Raw genomic sequence first — 18,494 nt, 5'->3', positions numbered from 1 at the left:
GGGCTCCGTTCGTGAGGGGGAGGAGAAGTGCCCGTGCACGGTAGGAGCGGCGGGTGTCCGGTGGGCCGATGCCGAGTGACCAGCCGGCATCGGCCGGAGAAACAGTGCGAGAACGACGTTCGACCGGTCCGGGCCGGTGTGCGGGGCTGGCTGGGAGACTGGCCGGATGAGCACCGCCACCATCCGACCGCGCCGGGACACCGACCTCCCACCCCTCGCGGTGGCCCTGCTGGAGCAGCAGGAGGAGACCGGCTATCCGCACCAGAACCCGATCCCCGCGCCGGTCGAGAGCTTCCTGCAGCGCCCGGCCGAGGTCTCGGCGTGGGTGACCGAGCAGGACGAGCAGCCGGTGGGTCACGCCGCGGTGCTGGCCGTCTCCGACGACCCGGGGGAGGCGCCCTTCGTGGACGCCTGGTGCGAGGCCACCGGCCGCACCGCCGACGAGCTGCAGGTGGTGGCGGGGCTGTTCGTGGCCCGCCCTGCCCGTGGCAACGGTGCAGGCGTGATGCTGCTGCGGCACGTCACCGATCAGATCCTCGAGGCCGGGTGCGTGCCCTGTCTGGATGTGCTCGCGACGCACGACCGCGCCATCGGGCTGTACCGGCACCTGGGCTGGCGCGAGGTGACTCGGCAGCGGCCTGCGTGGCTGCGGCCGGAGGCCCCCGACGTCATCGGGATGGTGCTCGACCCGCCGCCTGCCCCGAATCGCTGACGCGCGCTGCCGAGGCTGGAGCGGATGGTGCAGGATCCCGCATGGTCGGACGAGCCGGATGACGCGAATGTGCCGGCTCCGGTGGTGGATGGGCCGGACGAGCCGGTCCAGCCGTCCGCCGACACCGACGAGCGGCCGGAGATGACGGTTGCGATCGCCCGCACCGTGGCCGACCAGGCGATCCTCCAGGCGCAGCGTGCGGGCGAGTTCGACGACCTGCCCGGCGCCGGCAGGCCGCTGGAGGGGCTGGACGAGCCCTACGACCCGGAGTGGTGGGCCCGGGACAAGCTGCGCCGCGAGAACGCGGACCTGTCCGCGGCGCTGCCGGGGGTCATGCAGCTGCGGCGGGAGAAGGCTGCGCTGGCGGAGACGATCCTGACCCTGCCCACCGAGCGGCAGGCCCGCGAGCACCTGGAGGACTTCAACGCCCGGGTGATCGCCGACCGCAAGCGGCCCCACGCCGGTGACGCCTCCCCGCCGATCGTCGGGCGCGTGGACGTGGAGGAGTACCTGGCCCGATGGCGGGTCGCGCGCCCCGTGGTGGAGGCGGAGGCCACTCGGCTGGCTCAGCAGGCGGCCGCGGAGGCCGAACAGCAGCGCGCCGAGGCCGATCGTCGGGCACGGGGTCGGCGTCGCTGGTGGCGGCGTCGTCGCTGATCACCTGCGACGTCAGGCTTCTGTCCGGGAGCCACCAGGCCAAGGTGTGCGTGGTGGACTGAACGAGCCCCTCAGGCGTAGTCGGCCCAGATCCGTTGCTCGGCGCCGTCCACGGTCATGAGGCCGCCGTGGGGGACGACCCACTGCGGACGGGTGTGCCCGAACGGCGGGCCGACGCAGACGACGGCCTCGGAGTTGTAGCGGGCCACGGCGTCGATGACCACGTCGCGCTGCTCGGCGCGCAGGCGGGCGCGGGTCTCCGAGTCGCGGGAGGCCTCGCGGCTCGCCGTCGGCGGACGGGCGGCCACCACCGCGTCGACCGCCTCCAGCAGGCCCCGCTCACCCATCGCGCGCAGGATCCAGCCCACCTCCCGGGCCGGGACGAGCTCCTCGGAGGTCTCCAGCAGCATCACGCCACCGCCCAGTACCCCGGGATCGCTCGGGAAGCGCCCGGCAGTGAGCACCCACTGCAGCACCTCGATGCAGCCGCCCCAGGTCGGGCCCGTGACGCGGCGCGCCGGACCGGCCCAGGTCCACGGTTCGGTGGGTTCGCGCTCGCCGTGGTCGGTCAGCGCCCGCGGGTCGGCCCAGTCGATGCCGAAGTCCTCGGACTCGCCGGGCTCGGTGACCTCCAGGGCCTCGCCAGTCAGCAGGGCAGCGCGCAGCGAGTCGGCGTGCACGGCATCGACCGCCGGGCCGGGACCGAGGTGCACCTGGGTGGAGCCGCCGTAGAAGCTCGCGACGCCGTGGCTCCACAGCCACTGGTGCAGGTTGGTGTTGTCGCTGTAACCGAGGAAGGGCTTGGGGTCACGCTGCACGGCCCCGCGGTCGAGGTGCGGGATCACGGTGATCTGGTCCTCGCCGCCGATGACGGACAGCACCGCCCGGATCTCGGGGTCGGCGAAGGCGGCGTTCAGGTCGCGGGCACGGTCCTCAGGGCTGGCGTTGAGTCGCCGGGTCGTCGGGTACTCCACCGGCACCAGACCGGTGACCTCGGTCAGCCGGTGCATCGCCTGCTCGTGCACCGCGGGGAAGAGCGCCGGTGCCGCGCAGCTGGGGGAGAGGACGGCGACCTTGTCACCGGAGGCGGCCTTGGGTGGGTGGACGAGGGGCTCCATGGCCCGAGGGTAGTGCGAGCACGGAAGGGCCCCGCCCCACCTGCAGCGGTGGTTCGTCTGGGGCTTCTGCGCCGAGCCGGTGGACGCCCCTTGGGGTGACGCGGCGCCCGAGGGTGGCTGGGTGGACCCGGACGCCACCGCACCGGAGCTGGTGGCGCGCCTGCACGCCGGTGGGCGTCGCACCCGGGAGGTGGTGGAGGCCCACCGACTCGATGACGTGGCCCGCACGGGTGGCCGCTTCCAGGACGCGGACGAGGCGCCGCAGCTGCACGTACTCCTGCTGCACGTGCTGCAGGAGTACGCCCGGCACGCTGGCCACCTGGACGTGGTGCGCGAACTCGTCGACGGGCGGGTCGGCGAGGAGGGCTGATGCTGGGTTCCTAGGCTTTCCCCATGGAGACCTACCTGCCCCTGGCCGGCGTGTGGATCCTCGGCGTCATGAGCCCCGGCCCGGACTTCGTGGCCGTGCTCCGCACCGCCATGCGCCACGGGGACCGGGCGGCCTCCTCCACCGCGATGGGGGTGGTCACCGGCATCGCGGTGTGGATCGTGCTGGCGCTGGTGGGGTTCACCGCCCTGGTGCAGGCCGAGCCCTGGATCGCGGTGGCCATGCGCGTGGCCGGTGCAGTCTTCCTCGTGGGCTTCGGGCTGTACATCCTCTGGGGTCTGTGGCGCAGTCGCGGGGCGCAGGCCGAGTCTGCCGTCCCGGCGTCCGAACCGGGCGGTGACGACTCGGCGGACGCGCTCCAGTCCGCCGACACGGCCACGGGGACCACGGAGCCGACCTCGCTCGACTGCGCCGACTCGCAAACGGACACCCGCGGCCTGACGCAGGGAGCTGCCTTCCGACTGGGCCTGGCCACCAACGTCGCCAACCCGAAGGCGCTGGTCTTCTTCGGCGCGCTGTTCTCCACCCTGCTGCCGCCGGACATGAGCTGGGCCGCCCGCGGCGGGGTGCTGGCGATGATGGTGGTCATCGCCCTCGCCTGGTTCCTGCTGGTGGCCTGGGCGGCCAGTCGGCCCCCGCTCGTGCGCCTCTACGAGCGGGCCGGACGCACCATCGACGCCGTCGCGGCCATCGCCTTCGTCGGCCTCGGGGTGGCCCTGCTGCTGGAGTGACCCGCACGCCGGGCGCCGGGACCGGCTTCCGGGCGGGGTCGTCGAGCGGTGAGTTCCAGGCGGCGGGAACGGCTGCCGGGTGCCGTGGGGCCCGTGCCGTCCCGTTCAGGAGACCAGATGTGTGGGGGCGGGCGCGGGAAGGTGGGGCGGCGGGTGCGGCAGGCGGTGGATGCGGCAGGCCCCCGCGCGGGCGCGCGGGGCCTCAGGCGTCCTTGGCCCCGACCTTCAGCTCGTCCCCGGACTCCTCGACCGTGCCGGCCTCCAGCGGCTCGGTGGCCGGTCCCGCGGTGGGGGAGCCGTCCTCGATGGAGAACTCGCTGCCGTGGCAGGTGCAGATGATCTTCTCGCCGTCCACCTGCGTCACCGCGCAGCCCTGGTGCGTGCACTGGTCCGTGAACGCCTTGAACTCGCCCTCGCTGGGCTGGGTGACGACCCACCCGTCCTTGATCACGCCGCTGCCCACCGGCACCTCCGAGGAGGGCACGGTCAGGTCCGCCGCGGCGGGCTTCTTGGCGCCCTCGCCACCGCCACAGGCCGAGAGAGCCGGGACGCCGAATGCCGCGGCGGCACCGGCCCCGGTCACCACCTGGCGGCGGGTGGGCCCGGTCGCAGGGTCGTGCGAGCCGGGGCAGTTCGAGCAACCGGTCGTGCGGGTCATCGGTCCTCCTGGAGGGTCGTGGCGATGCGGAACAGCGTGACCGGCACGTCGGCGCGGGCCTGCCGTTCGCGCTGGTCGGCCTGCGCCCGGGCGTCCTCGCCCCACTTCTCGTCGAAGAAGGCGCGGCCCGCCCGGGTGAAGTGCCAGGTCTGCGTGAGGATCGTCCCACCCTCGGCCCCGCGTGAGATGAGGAAGCCCCACCTCACGAAGCCGCCACCGACCTCCCACTCGAAGCGGCCCGGCTCGTCCACGGTGACCGTGCTCGCGGTCGTCCACCGCCGCGAGGGCGTCTCGTTGTCCCCCTCGAAGGTCGCGCCGACCCCGCGGCGTGACGGGTCGGTCCAGCGGCACGCCCGGCAGGTCGGGCTCCACCCACCCATCCGCGTGACGTCGCTGACGAGGGCGTGCACTGCTTGCGGCGCCGCGGGCACCTACAGCGACGCCTGGTGACGGTGCGAGGGAGGTGACGAGCCGCCCGCTCAGCTCGCGCCACTCGGGAAGGAACCCCTCGGTCCGGCCGTCGCCCACCGGTCAGTCCACCGCGCCCGGCGGCGGGGAAGTCATGGAGCACAGGTCCGGTGCGGTCGCCGCAGCCCGCACGCGGGCCCTCCAGTCCGGCAGGTCCATCCAGTCAGGCGTCGCCCTCACCGGGCCCAGCAGGCCGCGGCGGTGCAGGTCGGTCACGGCCGGAAGGTCGTCCAGGGAGAACTTGCCGAGCAGCAGCAGGTCGATCCCCTCGCCGGACCGGACGTGCTCCAGCAGGTTCAGTGCCCCGCGCAGGTAGCCGGCGTCCTTGGTCAGGCCGCCGCACCGGTAGACGCGCACGCAGGTGTTGTACGCCGCGGCCTCGGGGACGCCGACGTCGGTCATGGTGGTGAACGCCTCCCGGAAGGTCGCCCCCTCCAGCATCCGGTGCACGGTCAGGGCACGCACGGCCAGCTCCCGCAGCCGGAAGGGGGTCAGCACCCCCGCGGCGAGCTCCCCGAGGACCGCCAGTCCCTCGTGCGTCTCGTCGAAGCGCGCCAACCCGGTGCGCAGTGTGCGCAGCGGCTGGCCGACGGCGTTGACCTGAGTCGCCAGGTGGGTGCTCAGCTCGTGGTGCACCAGGGAGGTGAGGCGGTGCTGCTGCACCCGCACCGCGGTGCTGATGAGCAGCCGGTCACCCAGCAGGGCCACCCCGGTGAAGTCGGGGCGCAGCTCGGTGTGGACGCGCAGCCGTGGGTCCACCGCGCGGTAGCGGGCGATCTCGGCCTCCGCGGCGTCGCGCAGCGCCTCCGCCCCGACGGTCTCCTGAGGCGGATCAGGCACCTCGAGGTCGTCCACCACGTGCTGGGCGAAGGAGTACAAGTCGTCCGAGACGTCGCCGTAGAGCTCCACCGAGAAGTCGCGGAAGACCGAGGTGCCCCGCATCCGCAGCATCTCCACCTGCACCCGCATCTCGTGGATCCTGCGGCGCAGCAGCGCGGCCAGTGTCGGGTCCGTCACCTCGTCCAGTGGCACCAGGTCGATCTGCTCGGAGAGCACCTCCAGGTCGACCTGCGGCTCCCGGTAAGTGAACTCGGGCTCCTCGCCCACACCGGCGAGAAAGGCCTCGCGCTTCTCCTCGGCGTCGTCGGGGGAGACCTCGCGCAGGAACTGCAGGGAGTCCGACAGCAGGGAGAGGTTGTGCTCGATGGCCAGGTCCCGGGTCTCCCACCCGGCGGTGCCCGCGCCCTGGCGCGCGGTCGACGACGTGCTCATGCCGGCCCTGTCTACAGCACGGGGCGCGGGACCCGCCAGTGCGGGCACGGGGGCACCGCACCCGCACCGGTCGGGGGCCTCCTGGCCAGATGGAGGCGAGGGCCGCGTTGCGCAGCTGGTGGCCGTAGTGGCCGTGCATCGTCACCTTGTGCTCGAGGTTCTCGATGATGGCCGGCGCGAAGTCCACGCCGTAGAGCTCCTGGGCCGAACCGAGGCCACCGGGGCTGAACACGTTCACCTCCATGAGCTTGTCGCCCACGATGTCCAGGCCCACCAGGAACATGCCGTCGGCGATCAGCTCGGGGCGCACGGCCTCCACCAGCGACAGCATCTCCGGGGTGATCTCCACCTTCTCGGCCTTGCCGCCGAGCTCGTTGACGAACTCCTCGATGCGGGCCTCGTCGGCGGGGTCGGCGCGCAGCATCACCACGTCGAACTCGGAGACGGCGATCTTCATGCCGTCTTCTGGGTGAGGGTGGTGAGGTCGGCGGTCTCGACGGCTGCCTGCAGGCGCTTGGTGGCGCTCGCGTCCAGCAGCCAGTTGGAGGTGATGCGGGCCGGGTGCAGCAGGCCGCGGAGGTAGACCGCGTCCTTCGTCAGCCCGCCGGAGCGGAACACGCGCATGGTGGTCGTGTAGGAGGAACGGGCGGGGACACCCGCCTCCACGAGGGCGTCGAACGCCTCGCGGAAGGTGGCGCCCTCCAGCATCCGGTCTACGGTCAGGGCGCGCACGGCGAGCTGCCGCAGACGGAAGGGGGGCAGGCCGCCGACGGCGATCTCGCCGAGGACGGCCAGGCCCTCCTGCGTCTCGTCGTAGCCGGCCAGGCCGGAGCCGAGCGTCTTCAACGGCTGCCCGGAGCCGTTGACCTGTGTCACCAGGTGCGTGCCGACCTCGTGGTGGAGGAGGGCGTCCACCCGGTTGGTGGGGACGCTCGCGCGGTCGCTGATGAGGAGGGTGTCGCCCTCCACCAGCACCCCGGCGGTGTCGCGGTTCGGGGGGGCGGGGCCAGCCGTCATCGGCTGCCCACCTCGCGCAGCGCGGTCAGCACCGGCTCGTGCGTCGCGGCCAGCGCGCGCTCCAGCTCGGCCAGGCGCTCCTCGTCGGGCTCACCGGTCCACTCGTCCATGAAGGTCTTCTTGAACTCCAGCGCCAGGCACAGACCCGTCTCCGGGTAGCGCTCGTGGACGAACCAGGACAGGGCCCGCCCCTCGAACTTCACGTTCTCGCGGACGTCCAGCCGGTGGCCGCCCACCTCCTGCGACTCCAGGCTGCGGGTGAAGGCATCGACCGCGGGACGCCAGCGTGCGTCCACGGTGCCGGTGCCCAGGTTCACCTCCGGGTTCTCCTCGACCGGTGCCGGCGGGGACTCCGCGCCGTCGCGGCGGTGGTTGTAGGAGTGCACGTCGTAGACCACGAAGGGGCCGCGCGCCGCCACCTCGTCCAGGCGCTCGCCGAGCTCGGCGTAGAAGCGGTCGTACTGCTCGAGGCTGTGGTCGGTCACGTCCGCGTCGAGCTCGCCGTCGTGCCAGATCTCCAGGCCCCAGGCGTCCTCGGGGCGGCGGTAGACGGCCTCCTCGCGGGGGCGGTTGAGGTCCACCTCGAAACGTGAGTGGTGCACCACCACCCGGGCGGGGCTGGCCGCCGCGATCCGGTCGGTGGAGGGGTCCTCCTCGCGGAAGCGGGTCCTCTCGTCGAGCTGCATCGCCTGCTGCGTCTCCGGGCGCAGTCCGTGCCCGCCGTGGATCGAGGTGCCCACGAGCTGACCGGACCAGTCGCCGACGAATTCGTGCGTTCGGGTCTGCGTCATGCCCTTCTGCCTACCCGAGCTCCGGGTGGTCGGCCAGCGCTGGACCCTGCGGAGGTGCGTGACGGTGCGCACCCCTTATCCTTGGTGCTCCCCCCACGGAGACGCATAACGCCGGGTTAGGTGATTTTTCCTCGCCATGACCCGCACTCCGAGTGGCCGCCGTCCGACGACGACCCGAGAGGAGCGCAGGAGATGATCGTCGCTGTTGCGCTGCATGCTCTCGCGGCCCTCCTGGCCCCGTTCCTCGTCGCCCGTCTGGGGCGCCACGCGTTCTGGCCGCTGGCGGCCGTCCCCGCCGGCACGGCGGTGTGGGCGTTCACGCGCTCGGTGGCCGCCCGGGGGGAGTCCCCGCCGAGCGAGACCTTCGAGTGGGTTCCCAGCCTGGGCATGGACCTGGCCTTCCGCCTCGACCCCCTGTCCTGGCTGCTGACCTTGGTGGTCGGCGTGGTCGGGGCCCTGGTGCTCGTCTACTGCAGCGCCTACTTCTCCGACGACGACGAGGGGCTCGGCCGCTTCGCCGCCTGCATGGTCGCCTTCGCCGGGGCGATGGTCGGGCTGGTGACCACCGACGACGTGCTGGTGCTCTACATCTTCTGGGAGATCACCACCGTCCTGTCCTTCCTGCTCATCGGGCACAGCTCCCACCTGCGTGCCAGCCGCGTGGCCGCCTCGCAGGCGCTCATCGTGACCACCTTCGGCGGACTGGCGATGCTCGCCGGGCTTGTCGCCCTGGCCCAGGAGGCGGGCAGTCTCCGCCTGTCCGAGCTGGTCGCCCACCCGCCGGCGGCCACGCTGACCACGTCCGTCGCCGTGGCCCTGATCCTGGTCGGCGTCGCCACCAAGTCCGCGCTCGTGCCCTTCCACTTCTGGCTGCCCGGTGCGATGGCCGCGCCCACCCCCGTGAGCGCCTTCCTGCACGCCGCCGCGATGGTGAAGGCCGGCGTCTACCTGCTGCTCCGCCTCGCCCCGGGGTACGCCGACCTGCCGACCTGGCGGTGGGCGCTGCTGGTCGGTGGCGGTGCGGCCATGCTGCTGGGGGCCTGGCGCTCGTTGCGGCAGACCGACCTCAAGCTGCTGCTCGCGCACGGGACGGTCAGCCAGCTCGGCTTCCTCGGGCTGCTGGCCGGCGCCGGCACCGGTGACGCCGCCCTGGCCGCGGTCGCGCTGCTCGTCGCGCACGCCCTGTTCAAGTCCGCGCTGTTCCTGGCCGTCGGCGCCATCGACCACGCAACCGGGACCCGCGACGTCCGCCTGCTCAGCGGGCTGCGTCGTTCCATGCCCGTGACCTACTGGTCCTGCGTGCTGGCCCTGGCCTCGATGGCGGGGCTGCCCCCGCTCTACGGGTTCGTCGCCAAGGAGGCCGCGGTGGGGGCCTTGCAGCACGGTGGTGCGACCCCCGGTGGCGCCCTGCAGCTGACGGGCCTGGTGGTGGTCGTCGTCGGGTCGGCCCTGACCTTCGCCTACAGCGCCCGTTTCCTGCTGGTGGGGCTCGGTGACGACGCCCCGGGCACGGACACCACCCCTGCACCGCAGCGGCCCACCCCCGTGGAGTCCCAGCCGCTGGCGGCGACGGCCGTGCCGGCACTGCTCGCGCTGGCCGGGCTCGTGCTCGCCCCCCTGGCGCCGGTGCTCGAGCACTGGCTGACCCCGGCGGCGGGACGGTGGCCGGAGTCCGTCGAGCCCATCCACCTGGCCTTCGTCCCGCACGTGGGCATCCCGCTGGCGCTCACCGGTGTGATCGTCGGGCTGGGTGTCCTGCTCGTCCTGGCCGCGCCCAGCGTGCTGCGGGTGGCTCGTGCGACTCCGCCGCTGCTCTCGGCGCAGACCGGCTACCGCCTGACCGTGCGCGCGGTGGAGCGGGGAGCCAACGAACTCACCGGTTTCACCCAGCGCGGATCGCTCGAGCTCAACCTGGCGCTCGTCTTCGGGGTGCTCGTGCTCCTGCCCGGCGCCGCCCTGGTCACCGGGGTCACCTGGCCGGAGCAGGTGCGCCTCGCGGACTCGCCCGCGCAGGTCGCGGTCGCCGTCATCGTGGCCCTGGCGGCCGTGACGGCGGCCCGTTCGCGTCGCCGTCTGCGCGGGGTCTTCCTCGTGGGCGTCACCGGGTACGGCGCGGCCATGCTCTTCCTGCTGCACGGTGCGCCGGACCTCGCGCTGACGCAGGTGCTCGTGGAGACCGTCTCGATCGCCGTGTTCGTCCTCGTGCTGCGGAGGCTGCCGGTCAAGTTCCGCGACTTCTCCACCGCGCTGGACCGCCGCCTGCGCTGGGCCCTCGGCATCGCGGTCGGCGCCGTCATGACGATGCTGGCCATGACCGCCTCGGCCGTGCGCACCGTCCCGACCGACCCCGGGGCGCTCGCCGAGCGCGCCAAGGAGTACGGCGGCGGCACGAACATCGTGAACGTGATCCTCGTGGACACCCGTGCCTGGGACACGATGGGGGAGCTGTCGGTGGTCCTCGTGGCCGCCACCGGTGTCGCCTCGCTGGTCTTCCTGCACTCCGAGCGCGCGAGCACCCGCTGGGACCGCGTCCGCGACGCCCGCGACCGCCGCCGCGACCTGGCCACCGCCAACGACGGTGCGGCCCGCTGGATCCCCGATGCCGGGGCCCTGCCCGTGGGCGGCCGCTCGCTGATGCTGGAGGTCGCGACCCGGCTGGTCTTCCACATCGTGATCGTGTGGTCCCTCTACCTGCTGCTGGCCGGTCACAACCACCCCGGCGGCGGGTTCGCGGCCGGGCTCGTGGCCGGGCTGGGTCTGCTGCTGCGCTACCTCGCCGGTGGCCGCTCGGAGCTCGGGGCCGCGCTGCCGGTGGTGCCCGGTTGGCTGCTGGGCACCGGCCTGTTCCTGTCGGCCGGCACCGGCCTCGTGTCGCTGCTGGTCGGCGGGGACGTGCTGCAGACCTGGTCGACGGACCTGCACCTGGGCCCGCTGGGCGAGCTCCACCTGGTCAGCTCGACGGCCTTCGACATCGGGGTCTACCTGGTGGTCGTGGGGCTGCTGCTGGACATCCTGACCTCGCTGGGCTCCGCCCTGGACCGTGACGCCGACGAGCACGACGAGATCACGACCGCCCTGTCCCACCCCGACCGGGAGGCCCACCGATGACCCCGAGCCTCACCCTGTGCCTGCTGATCGGCGTGCTGTCCGCCTGCGGTGTGTACCTGTTCCTGTCCCGGAGCCTGGTGCGCATCCTGTTCGGCATGCTCCTCATGGGCAACGCGGTCAACCTGCTCTTCCTGGTGGCCAGCGGACGCCCGGGGCGGGCCCCGATCGTGGGGCTGAACGACCCCGACCTGATGAGCGACCCGCTGCCGCAGGCGATGGTGCTGACCGCCATCGTCATCTCGCTGGCCATGAGCGCCTTCGTCATGGCCATGGCGCACCGCTCCTGGCAGCTCAGCCACACCGACGTGGTGCAGACCGACGCCGAGAGCCGGCGCATCTCCCGTCGTGCGGAGGCCAACAGCTACACCGACGAGGTGTTCGGCGAGGGCTCCAACGTGGACGCGGAGGACGAGATCGAGGCCGCCGCGACGGACGGCATCCCGCTGCGGACGCGGCGCGGCGAGCGGGGGGACGCATGATCCCCGCGCCCGAGGCCCTGGTCCCGCTGCCGGTGGTGGTGCCGCTGGTGGCCGCCGGCATGACGCTGGTGGCCACCCGCCGAACCGGCCTGCAGCGCCTCATCACGGTCACGGCGCTGGTGATCAGCCTGGCCGTCTCCTGCGTCCTGGTGCACCTGAGTGACACCCGGGGGCCGCAGGTGGTGCAGGTCGGTGGCTGGGCGCCGACCGAGGGGATCGTCCTGGTGGCCGATCGCCTCGCCTCGCTCATGCTGCTGGTCAGCGTGGTGGTCACCCTGGCGGTGGTGCTCTTCTCCATCGGGGAGGGGCGGTCGTCCTTCGACGAGGAGAACGACGGCCAGGCGCCGATGCCGATCTTCCACCCCACGCTGCTGGTGCTCTCCGCGGGAGTGTCGACGACCTTCCTCTCCGGGGATCTGTTCCACCTGTACGTCGGCTTCGAGATGCTGCTGGCCGCCAGCTTCGTCCTGCTCACGCTGGGCGGCACCCGCGAGCGTGTGCGCGCCGGCGTCAACTACGTGGCCGTCAGCCTGGTCTCCTCGCTGGTCTTCCTGGCCGCCATCGCGCTGGTCTACGCGGCGGCCGGCACGGTGAACCTGGCGTACCTGGCCTACCGGCTGGCGGACGTCGACGCCGACACCAAGCTGGCGCTGGAGCTCATGCTGCTGCTCGGCTTCGGCATCAAGGCGGCCATCTTCCCGATGTCCGGTTGGCTGCCGGACTCCTACCCGACGGCACCGGCCTCCGTCACCGCGGTGTTCGCCGGCCTGCTCACCAAGGTGGGTGTCTACGCCATCATCCGCACCGAGGTGCTGCTCTTCCCCGACGACCGCGTCAGCCCCATGCTGCTGGTGGCCGCGGCCCTCACGATGGTGGTGGGCATCCTCGGCGCGGTGGTCCAGGACGACATCAAGCGGATGCTCTCGTTCACCCTGGTGAGCCACATCGGCTTCATGGTCTTCGGCATCGCGCTGGGCGGGGAGCTCGGCCTCTCGGCGGCGATCTTCTACGTGGTCCACCACATCGTCATCCAGTCCTCGCTCTTCCTCGTCGCGGGGCTCGTGGAGCGGCGCGGCGGCACCACCTCGTCCATGCGGCTGGACCGGCTGGCCAAGACCTCGCCGCTGCTGGGCCTGCTGTTCCTGGTGCCTGCCCTGAACCTCGGCGGCATCCCGCCGTTCTCCGGGTTCCTGGCCAAGGTCGGACTCGTGGAGGCCGGCATCGTGGCCGGCGGGTGGCTGCCGCTGACGCTGGTGGGGGCCTCCCTGGTGACCTCGCTGCTGACGCTGTACGCGCTGGCGCGCACCTGGGCCCGCGCCTTCTGGCGCGAGCCGTTCAGCGAGGACGGTCGTCAGGTACCGACCCGCCGGGCGGAGGACCGGGACGTCTCGGAGGCGCTCGTGCCCGGTGTGGTGGTGCCGACGGTGCTGCTCATCGGGGTGGGCCTGGCGCTGACCGTGGCCGCCGGCCCGGTCTACGGGTTCACCGACCGTGCTGCGCACGACCTGCTGGACACCGTGGTCTACAACCAGGCCGTCTTCCCCGAGGGGATGCCGCGATGATGCCTGCCGACCTGCGCCGGGCCCTGCGCGACCGGGTGGACCTGAGGGCCGTGGTCCTGCTCACCGCCGTGTGGGTGCTGCTCTGGGGGACTCCCGACGGGATCACCCTGCTGGGCGGTGTCCTGGTGGCGGTGCTGGTGTGCCTGTTCTTCCCGCTGCCCCGCCTGCAGGTGCCGCTGGCTTTCCGCCCGGTGGCCCTGCTGCGGCTGGGCGGCCACTTCCTGGTTGACCTCGTCGTGGCCAGTGCATCGGTGGCCTGGGCGGTGTTCACCAGTCGGCGGTCGCCGGGTGGCTCCCTCTTCGAGGTGCCGCTGCGGTCCACCGACGAGCTCTTCGTCGCCACCACGGCCGGCATGACCACCCTCGTGCCCGGCAGCGTGGTGCTGGACGTCGACCGCGAGGTGGGCACCCTGCTCATCCACGGTTTCCGGGTGCACACCGAGGCCGAGCAGCAGGCCTTCCGCCACCGCGTGTGGCGACAGGAGGAGCTGGTGCTGCGCGCCCTGGACCCGCACTGCGAGAAGGTGCTGGCCCGTGGCCCCGGCGACCCGCTGGAGGGCTGTTCCACCCTCTGGGGTGCGCGACGCGACAAGGGAGGTGCCTGATGGTGGAGCTCGTCCTGTTCTGGCTGATCGGAGGCTTGCTGGCGGTCGCCGCCGGGCTGGCCCTGGCCCGCGTGGTCACCGGCCCCTCGATGCTGGACCGCGTCGTGGCCATGGAGGTGCTCACCGGTGTGCTCATCTGCGCGCTGGGCACCGAGGCCGCCGAGGACCGCCACACGACCACGCTGCCGGTGCTCATCTCGCTGTCGGTCATCGGCTTCCTGGCCACGGTGAGCGTGGCCCGGTTCGTGCGCCCGCAGGACGCCCCGGTGATCCCGGAGATCAGCGGGAGCGCGTCCACCGACCGGGAGGAGGCGCGATGACCCAGGTGCTCGACGTCGTGGGGCTGCTCTGCCTGCTGGGTGGTGCGGTGCTCTGCCTCTCGGCCGCCCTCGGCCTCTGGCGGTTCCACGACCTGTTCACCCGCATGCACGCCGGCAGCAAGCCGCAGGTGCTCGGGGTGCTGCTCGCGGCCCTCGGCATCGGGCTGCGCGTGGACGCCCCCGGTGATCTCGGGATGCTCCTGCTGCTGGTGCTCTTCCACCTGGTCACGGTGCCGGTCGCGGCGCAGATGACCGGTCGGGCCGCGCTGCGCATCGGTCAGGCGGACCCCGCCGGGCCGGTGGCGCACCGGTGGGAGGAGCGTCTGGCCCGGCAGGAGGAACGCGAGTCCTCAGCCCTCGAGGAGCGCGACGCCCGGACCGGTGAGTGAGCCGGGGCGCCACGGGCGACCGGTCGCGGCCATCAGCAGCTCCAGCAGTCGGCCGTGCACCTCGGGCCCCTCGCCGATCGTCACCGCCGCGTCGGTGCCCACCAGCGTGACCTGCTGCATCGCCCGTGGGGCGCCGCCGAGGGCTGCCGGGGTGCGCAGCTGGTACGCCAGTGCCCGCTGCACGGTCGGGATCGGGTAGAAGTGCCGGATGTCCAGCGGGCGGCGGATGTCCTCCCCGTGGGCGATCTCCTCCACCAGCCGGCTCGCGACCGGTGCGAGCCAGGTCGGCGGGCCGCTGGTGCGGCCGGCCACCGAGCGCAGTGCCTGGAGCGTGGCCGCCGGGGTCGGGCGTCGCTCGGCGTCCACGCCGGCCCGGTTCTGCCGGTCCAGGCTGCCGCGGGCGGCCACCATCGCGCGGGTCAGGCGCCACGGGGTGGTGCGGGCGTTGTCCACCAGGTGCGCTGCGACGTCGTGGACGCTCCAGTCCTCGGCGAGCGACGGGGTGTCCCACGCGGCCTCGTCAAGGGCGGCCAGGTCGTCGATCAGGGCCCAGCGCTCGGCGTGGACCAGCGGCCAGAGGTCAGGGGAGGGGGTGTGCATCGCCCCACTGTGTCACCGCCTCAGCTGCAGACGTCCGAGGGGACCGACGGCACCGTCCTCAGGGTGAGGACGTCTCGGCGCCGCCTCGGTCGACCTATCAGCCGATAGATCACCCCCGCAGCCCCCTATCCATCTGTGGGCGGGGGTTTCAGCGCCACTTCTCGGAGATGGCGGTCAGCACGGTGCGGTTGCGGGCCGTGGACGACCACGCGCTCGCCCGGGAACTCCAGCCCCTCCCGCACCTCGGCCGGGGTGAGGAGCACCACGGGTACGTCGAACCCACGGTCGGCTGCGAACGCCACCTCGAGTCTCTCTGTGATGCGCTCGCGGGAACGCATCGTGGTGGAGAACCGCACGTTGCCGGTGTTGAGGTGGGTGGCCACGTCGGTGAACCCCAGGCCCTCCACGCAGGCGACGACGTCGCTCATCGGGAACTTCCGTCGCGCCCCCAGGTTCACCGCGCGCAGGAAGCCGATCCAGGTGCTCATGGGGCCAGTGTGGCGTGGGGGCCGGCGGGACCCGACGGAAGATGGAGGGTGAGGCGCGGCACACGGCGCAGACCTTTCGGCATCGGCGGGCGGGCTGCATCATGTGCCGGTGACCCTCACCGACGCCCTGGTCTCCTTCGCCCTCGTGGCCGCGGTGCTCACCGTCACGCCCGGGCTCGACCTCGCGCTGGTGCTGCGGGCCGCCCTGCGTGACGGACGACGGGCTGCCGCCGCGACCGGGATGGGCGTGTGTGCTGGCATCCTGGCCTGGGCGGTGGCCGCCGCTGTCGGGGTGAGCGCGCTGCTGGCGGCATCGGCCACGGCCTTCACCGTCCTGAAGCTGGTCGGGGCGGTCTACATGGTCTACCTCGGCCTGCGGATGTTGTGGGGCGTGTTCCGTGGCAACCACGCAGTGGACCTCGACGCGGTCCCGAGCACCCGGGGCGGCGCCGTCGAGCACTTCCGGCGCGGGCTGCTGACCAACCTGCTCAACCCCAAGATCGGTGCCTTCTACGTCGCGCTCCTGCCGCAGTTCATGGCGGATGGCGTCGAACCTGCGCTCATGGGTCTGCTGCTCTCCTCGGTGCACGTGGCCGAGACGTCACTCTTCTTCGGCTTGGTGATCGTCGGGGCGCACGCGGTGCGCGGGCTGCTGCAGAAGCCGGCCGCCCAGCGGGCGGTCGACGGCGTCACCGGCACGGTGCTGGTGGCCTTCGGGGCCCGGCTGGCGCTGAGCCGTTGAGGCTGCGGCTGCCGCCGAATGGTGGGCGTCTCCGAGGCGGAGGTCTAGTCTCCGCGGCGTGGCCGAACTCGAGCTGACCAGCACCGATCTCGCGCAGGTGCGTTTCGTGACGAGCCGGGTGCAGGACCTGGCCATGTCGGTGCGCGTCCTCCACCACGACACCACCGGGCTGCACCGCACCTGGGTCCGGCAGGCCCGCGAGCGCCTGGCCACCCGTCCGGACCCGGACATCCGGCTGCTGCTGGCGGACATCGCCCAGCGGTCCGCCCGCCTGGCACGGGTGGGCATCGCGCAGCTGCTCACCGAGCTGAGCCCGCGGGTCTCACTCGGGGAGTCCGCCGTGCTCCAGGTGGAGGGCAACTGCCTGGACCAGAAGCGCGTCCCCGGTGGCCGCGGGTTGCTCCTGCACCCGAGCATCTTCGCGATGCCGCGCGGTGTGATCGGGCTGCGGCAGCCCATCACGCCGACGGTCATCTACCCCGCGCTGGGGGCCGGCAACCTCTGGGCCGCCGACGAGATCGAGGCCGAGCAGGCGTTGGACGACGTGGTCGGCCGCACCCGGGCCCAGCTGCTGCGTGCCACCGGGACTCCCCGCTCCACCACCGAGCTCGCGAGCACGCTCTCGCTGAGCGCTGGGACGGTGAGCGAGCACCTGGCGCTGCTACGGCGGGCCGGCCTGGTCACGTCCAGCCGCGACGGGAGGGCCGTGCTCTACCGGCGCACCACGCTTGCGGACGTGCTGCTGCAGCGCTCGGCGCCCGGGTTGGCCTGAGCGCTGCGCCGGTGCCTTGCTGGCCTGGTGGTGTGCCGGCGCACCCTCGGCGGGCTGGTGCTGACGGGTGGGGTCGGACGGGCGGGTGCGCTCCCAGCGGATGGCGGTCATGTCTCCTCCTCGGGTCGGATGACACGACCGTGCTCGCCCGCCGGGCGCACCGCCACGATGCGGGAGCGGCCGAACCAGGCCGCCGCGCCGGCCCGTGACGATGCGGGCGAGGCCAAATCGGGGGAGGTCGGTCTCACCTGCTGCGGGGCCAGGTGAGCGTGGCCCCGGCCGTGGCGACGGCGACCGCTGCCGCCGCGGCCAGGGGGCTCAGGGTTCCGGCCGTGGCGACGAAGCCGCCGGTCAGCGCGGTCCCCGCTGAGGAGCCGAGGTTGGCGGTGGTGGTCGCCCAGGTGCTCGCCTCGGTGCGCTCCGACTCATCGACCGCCCGGTCCGCCGCCCCGTAGGCCAGCACCCACACGGGTGCCGAGGCCGCTCCCGCCATGGTGAGCAGGGGGAGGGAGAGTGCGCTGATACCGAGGACCCGGACCACTGCCACGGTGGCTGACCAGAACAGCACCAGCGTGATCACACTGCGGCGTGCGCTCCAGGCGGGCCGCCGGTGCCCCCACGACAGTCCGCCGAGGACGGCTCCGATCCCGAGCGAGACCTCCCCGACGGCCGCGAGCCCCCGGTGACCGACCGCATCGGCTGCTGCCGCGATCCCTGTCAGCACCAGGGCGGTCGAGACGCCGGTGAGCGCCATGGTGACCAGGACCGGCCAGAGGGCACGTGAGCGCAGGGCGGAGCGGGTCGAGGAGCGGTCCTCCGCCGCGTGGGGTCGGGGCCGCCAGGGTGAGGTCGCGAGACCGACGGATCCGACCACTAGCAGGAGCGGTGTGATGGCGAGCCCCGCGGTGGGCCCGGTGGAGGCGAGCAGCACACCGGACAACGCGGGTCCGGCCAGCCACAGGACCTCCTCCATGGTGCCGTCGAGGGTGTAGGCGGTATCGGTGTCCTCGGGGGAGATGGTGCGCCACAGCGCCCGCATCGACGGCCCGAGAGGTGGAGCGGCCACACCGGCCGCCCCGGCGAGGGCGATCCAGACCGCGTGGGGCAGGGCGGTGCCCGTCGCGGCGAGGGCGACGACGGCCCCGATGGCGACCAACGTGGCTAGGCCGAGCACGGGCAGCACTCGGGCCTGGCCGTACCGGTCGATCGCACGCGCCTTGGCGGGCATGAGCAGGCCGGCCAGTCCGAACGCGGACATGGCAGCGGTGGCCGTGGTGAACGATGCCGCGGCGTCGCGGACGGTGAACAGGAGCAGGAGCGGCAGCATCGCGTACCCCAGCCGTCCCGCCGCGGCCAGCAGCACGGGGCGCAGGACGTGGGGGCGGGACAGCAGGGTGCGGTAGCTGCCGGCACGGGTGGTGCCGGGCATGGGAGTGACTTTCGTGTCGTCGCGCAGCAGCGCGGTGCGGGCAGAGGTGAACCCCGACCCCGCTCGGGGTCGGTCGGGGCGGGTTCCTCTAGGGCCGCGGCACGAACATGGGAGCGAGCGTAGGAGAAGCGGACTCTGGTTGTCCTCCGGTTTTCGCCGGAACCGATCGGCGCCCTGATCTGCCGCGA

Annotated in this window: 21 protein-coding genes and 1 pseudogene; 12 read left to right on the top strand and 10 right to left on the bottom strand. The window is 72.9% G+C overall.

Going from position 1 to position 18,494, the window contains the following annotated elements:
* Positions 1–166 precede the first annotated feature (166 nt).
* Both ACY8FT_RS07585 and ACY8FT_RS07580 read left to right on the top strand, forming a co-directional pair.
* A complete protein-coding gene (locus ACY8FT_RS07585) occupies positions 167–712 on the top strand; it encodes an N-acetyltransferase family protein (RefSeq protein ID WP_462418280.1) in 546 nt (181 codons plus the stop codon).
* Between the two features lie 24 nt (positions 713–736).
* Positions 737–1,369, top strand: coding sequence for a DnaJ family domain-containing protein (locus ACY8FT_RS07580; protein ID WP_462418279.1), 633 nt, complete (start codon positions 737–739; stop codon positions 1,367–1,369).
* 71 nt (positions 1,370–1,440) lie between these two features.
* Here ACY8FT_RS07580 and ACY8FT_RS07575 read toward each other — a convergent pair whose 3' ends face one another.
* Complete coding sequence (locus ACY8FT_RS07575; protein ID WP_462418278.1) at positions 1,441–2,487, bottom strand: S66 family peptidase; 1,047 nt, start codon at positions 2,485–2,487, stop codon at positions 1,441–1,443.
* Between the two features lie 40 nt (positions 2,488–2,527).
* On the opposite strand from ACY8FT_RS07575, the gene ACY8FT_RS07570 reads away from it, so the two are divergent.
* Together ACY8FT_RS07570 and ACY8FT_RS07565 are read left to right on the top strand one after the other, a co-directional pair.
* Positions 2,528–2,857: a mycothiol transferase gene (locus ACY8FT_RS07570; RefSeq protein ID WP_462418414.1), complete on the top strand. Its 330-nt coding sequence runs from the start codon at positions 2,528–2,530 to the stop codon at positions 2,855–2,857.
* A 23-nt stretch (positions 2,858–2,880) separates the two neighbouring features.
* Positions 2,881–3,606 carry a LysE family translocator gene (locus ACY8FT_RS07565; RefSeq protein WP_462418277.1) on the top strand — a complete coding sequence of 242 codons (726 nt, stop codon included), beginning with the start codon at positions 2,881–2,883 and terminating at the stop codon, positions 3,604–3,606.
* A 202-nt stretch (positions 3,607–3,808) separates the two neighbouring features.
* On the opposite strand, the gene ACY8FT_RS07560 is transcribed toward ACY8FT_RS07565, so the two are convergent.
* The 6 genes and pseudogenes from ACY8FT_RS07560 to ACY8FT_RS07535 all read right to left on the bottom strand — a co-directional run bounded on the left by ACY8FT_RS07560 (position 3,809) and on the right by ACY8FT_RS07535 (position 7,812).
* Positions 3,809–4,264, bottom strand: coding sequence for a QcrA and Rieske domain-containing protein (locus ACY8FT_RS07560; RefSeq protein WP_462418276.1), 456 nt, complete (start codon positions 4,262–4,264; stop codon positions 3,809–3,811).
* Entirely contained in the window at positions 4,261–4,695 is a 435-nt protein-coding gene (locus tag ACY8FT_RS07555) for an SRPBCC family protein (RefSeq protein WP_462418275.1), read from the bottom strand. The genes ACY8FT_RS07560 and ACY8FT_RS07555 overlap by 4 nt, the downstream gene beginning before the upstream one ends.
* A gap of 100 nt (positions 4,696–4,795) precedes the next feature.
* On the bottom strand, positions 4,796–6,004 hold the full coding sequence (locus tag ACY8FT_RS07550; protein ID WP_462418274.1) for a tyrosine/phenylalanine carboxypeptidase domain-containing protein: 1,209 nt from the start codon (positions 6,002–6,004) through the stop codon (positions 4,796–4,798).
* A 256-nt stretch (positions 6,005–6,260) separates the two neighbouring features.
* Positions 6,261–6,335 (bottom strand): annotated as a pseudogene (locus ACY8FT_RS07545) (hypothetical protein); the annotation flags it as partial.
* A 122-nt stretch (positions 6,336–6,457) separates the two neighbouring features.
* Positions 6,458–7,021, bottom strand: coding sequence for a tyrosine/phenylalanine carboxypeptidase domain-containing protein (locus ACY8FT_RS07540; RefSeq protein WP_462418273.1), 564 nt, complete (start codon positions 7,019–7,021; stop codon positions 6,458–6,460).
* Positions 7,018–7,812: an N-formylglutamate amidohydrolase gene (locus ACY8FT_RS07535; RefSeq protein ID WP_462418272.1), complete on the bottom strand. Its 795-nt coding sequence runs from the start codon at positions 7,810–7,812 to the stop codon at positions 7,018–7,020. Before ACY8FT_RS07535 ends, ACY8FT_RS07540 begins: the two co-directional genes overlap by 4 nt.
* Before the next feature lie 192 nt (positions 7,813–8,004).
* Between ACY8FT_RS07535 and ACY8FT_RS07530 the strand changes: the two genes are divergently transcribed.
* The 6 genes from ACY8FT_RS07530 to mnhG are packed head-to-tail and all read left to right on the top strand — an operon-like array spanning position 8,005 to position 14,275.
* The gene (locus ACY8FT_RS07530) at positions 8,005–10,920 is read left to right on the top strand and encodes a Na+/H+ antiporter subunit A (RefSeq protein ID WP_462418271.1); all 2,916 of its coding nucleotides are present in this window, start codon (positions 8,005–8,007) and stop codon (positions 10,918–10,920) included.
* The gene (locus ACY8FT_RS07525; RefSeq protein WP_462418270.1) at positions 10,917–11,399 is read left to right on the top strand and encodes a Na(+)/H(+) antiporter subunit C; all 483 of its coding nucleotides are present in this window, start codon (positions 10,917–10,919) and stop codon (positions 11,397–11,399) included. The genes ACY8FT_RS07530 and ACY8FT_RS07525 overlap by 4 nt, the downstream gene beginning before the upstream one ends.
* The gene (locus tag ACY8FT_RS07520; RefSeq protein WP_462418269.1) at positions 11,396–12,961 is read left to right on the top strand and encodes a Na+/H+ antiporter subunit D; all 1,566 of its coding nucleotides are present in this window, start codon (positions 11,396–11,398) and stop codon (positions 12,959–12,961) included. Before ACY8FT_RS07525 ends, ACY8FT_RS07520 begins: the two co-directional genes overlap by 4 nt.
* Entirely contained in the window at positions 12,958–13,566 is a 609-nt protein-coding gene (locus tag ACY8FT_RS07515; protein ID WP_462418268.1) for a Na+/H+ antiporter subunit E, read from the top strand. Before ACY8FT_RS07520 ends, ACY8FT_RS07515 begins: the two co-directional genes overlap by 4 nt.
* The gene (locus tag ACY8FT_RS07510; protein WP_462418267.1) at positions 13,566–13,886 is read left to right on the top strand and encodes a monovalent cation/H+ antiporter complex subunit F; all 321 of its coding nucleotides are present in this window, start codon (positions 13,566–13,568) and stop codon (positions 13,884–13,886) included. The genes ACY8FT_RS07515 and ACY8FT_RS07510 overlap by 1 nt, the downstream gene beginning before the upstream one ends.
* Positions 13,883–14,275, top strand: coding sequence for a monovalent cation/H(+) antiporter subunit G (gene mnhG / locus ACY8FT_RS07505; RefSeq protein ID WP_462418266.1), 393 nt, complete (start codon positions 13,883–13,885; stop codon positions 14,273–14,275). Before ACY8FT_RS07510 ends, mnhG begins: the two co-directional genes overlap by 4 nt.
* Here the strand turns inward: mnhG and ACY8FT_RS07500 are convergent.
* Positions 14,237–14,875, bottom strand: a complete 639-nt coding sequence (locus ACY8FT_RS07500) for a maleylpyruvate isomerase family mycothiol-dependent enzyme (RefSeq protein ID WP_462418265.1) — start codon at positions 14,873–14,875, stop codon at positions 14,237–14,239. The genes mnhG and ACY8FT_RS07500 overlap by 39 nt on opposite strands.
* A gap of 125 nt (positions 14,876–15,000) precedes the next feature.
* Positions 15,001–15,363, bottom strand: a complete 363-nt coding sequence (locus ACY8FT_RS07495) for a DUF1697 domain-containing protein (RefSeq protein WP_462418264.1) — start codon at positions 15,361–15,363, stop codon at positions 15,001–15,003.
* A gap of 109 nt (positions 15,364–15,472) precedes the next feature.
* Between ACY8FT_RS07495 and ACY8FT_RS07490 the strand changes: the two genes are divergently transcribed.
* Together ACY8FT_RS07490 and ACY8FT_RS07485 are read left to right on the top strand one after the other, a co-directional pair.
* Positions 15,473–16,105, top strand: coding sequence for a LysE family translocator (locus tag ACY8FT_RS07490; RefSeq protein WP_462418263.1), 633 nt, complete (start codon positions 15,473–15,475; stop codon positions 16,103–16,105).
* A gap of 58 nt (positions 16,106–16,163) precedes the next feature.
* Entirely contained in the window at positions 16,164–16,877 is a 714-nt protein-coding gene (locus ACY8FT_RS07485; RefSeq protein ID WP_462418262.1) for an ArsR/SmtB family transcription factor, read from the top strand.
* Positions 16,878–17,121: 244 nt separating this feature from the next.
* On the opposite strand, the gene ACY8FT_RS07480 is transcribed toward ACY8FT_RS07485, so the two are convergent.
* Positions 17,122–18,306, bottom strand: a complete 1,185-nt coding sequence (locus ACY8FT_RS07480) for an MFS transporter (protein ID WP_462418261.1) — start codon at positions 18,304–18,306, stop codon at positions 17,122–17,124.
* Positions 18,307–18,494: the final 188 nt, after the last annotated feature.

Source organism: Kytococcus sp. Marseille-QA3725 (genome assembly GCF_054950055.1).
The sequence above is the reverse complement of the archived record's forward strand: the minus strand, read 5'-3'. Positions and strand labels throughout refer to the sequence as shown.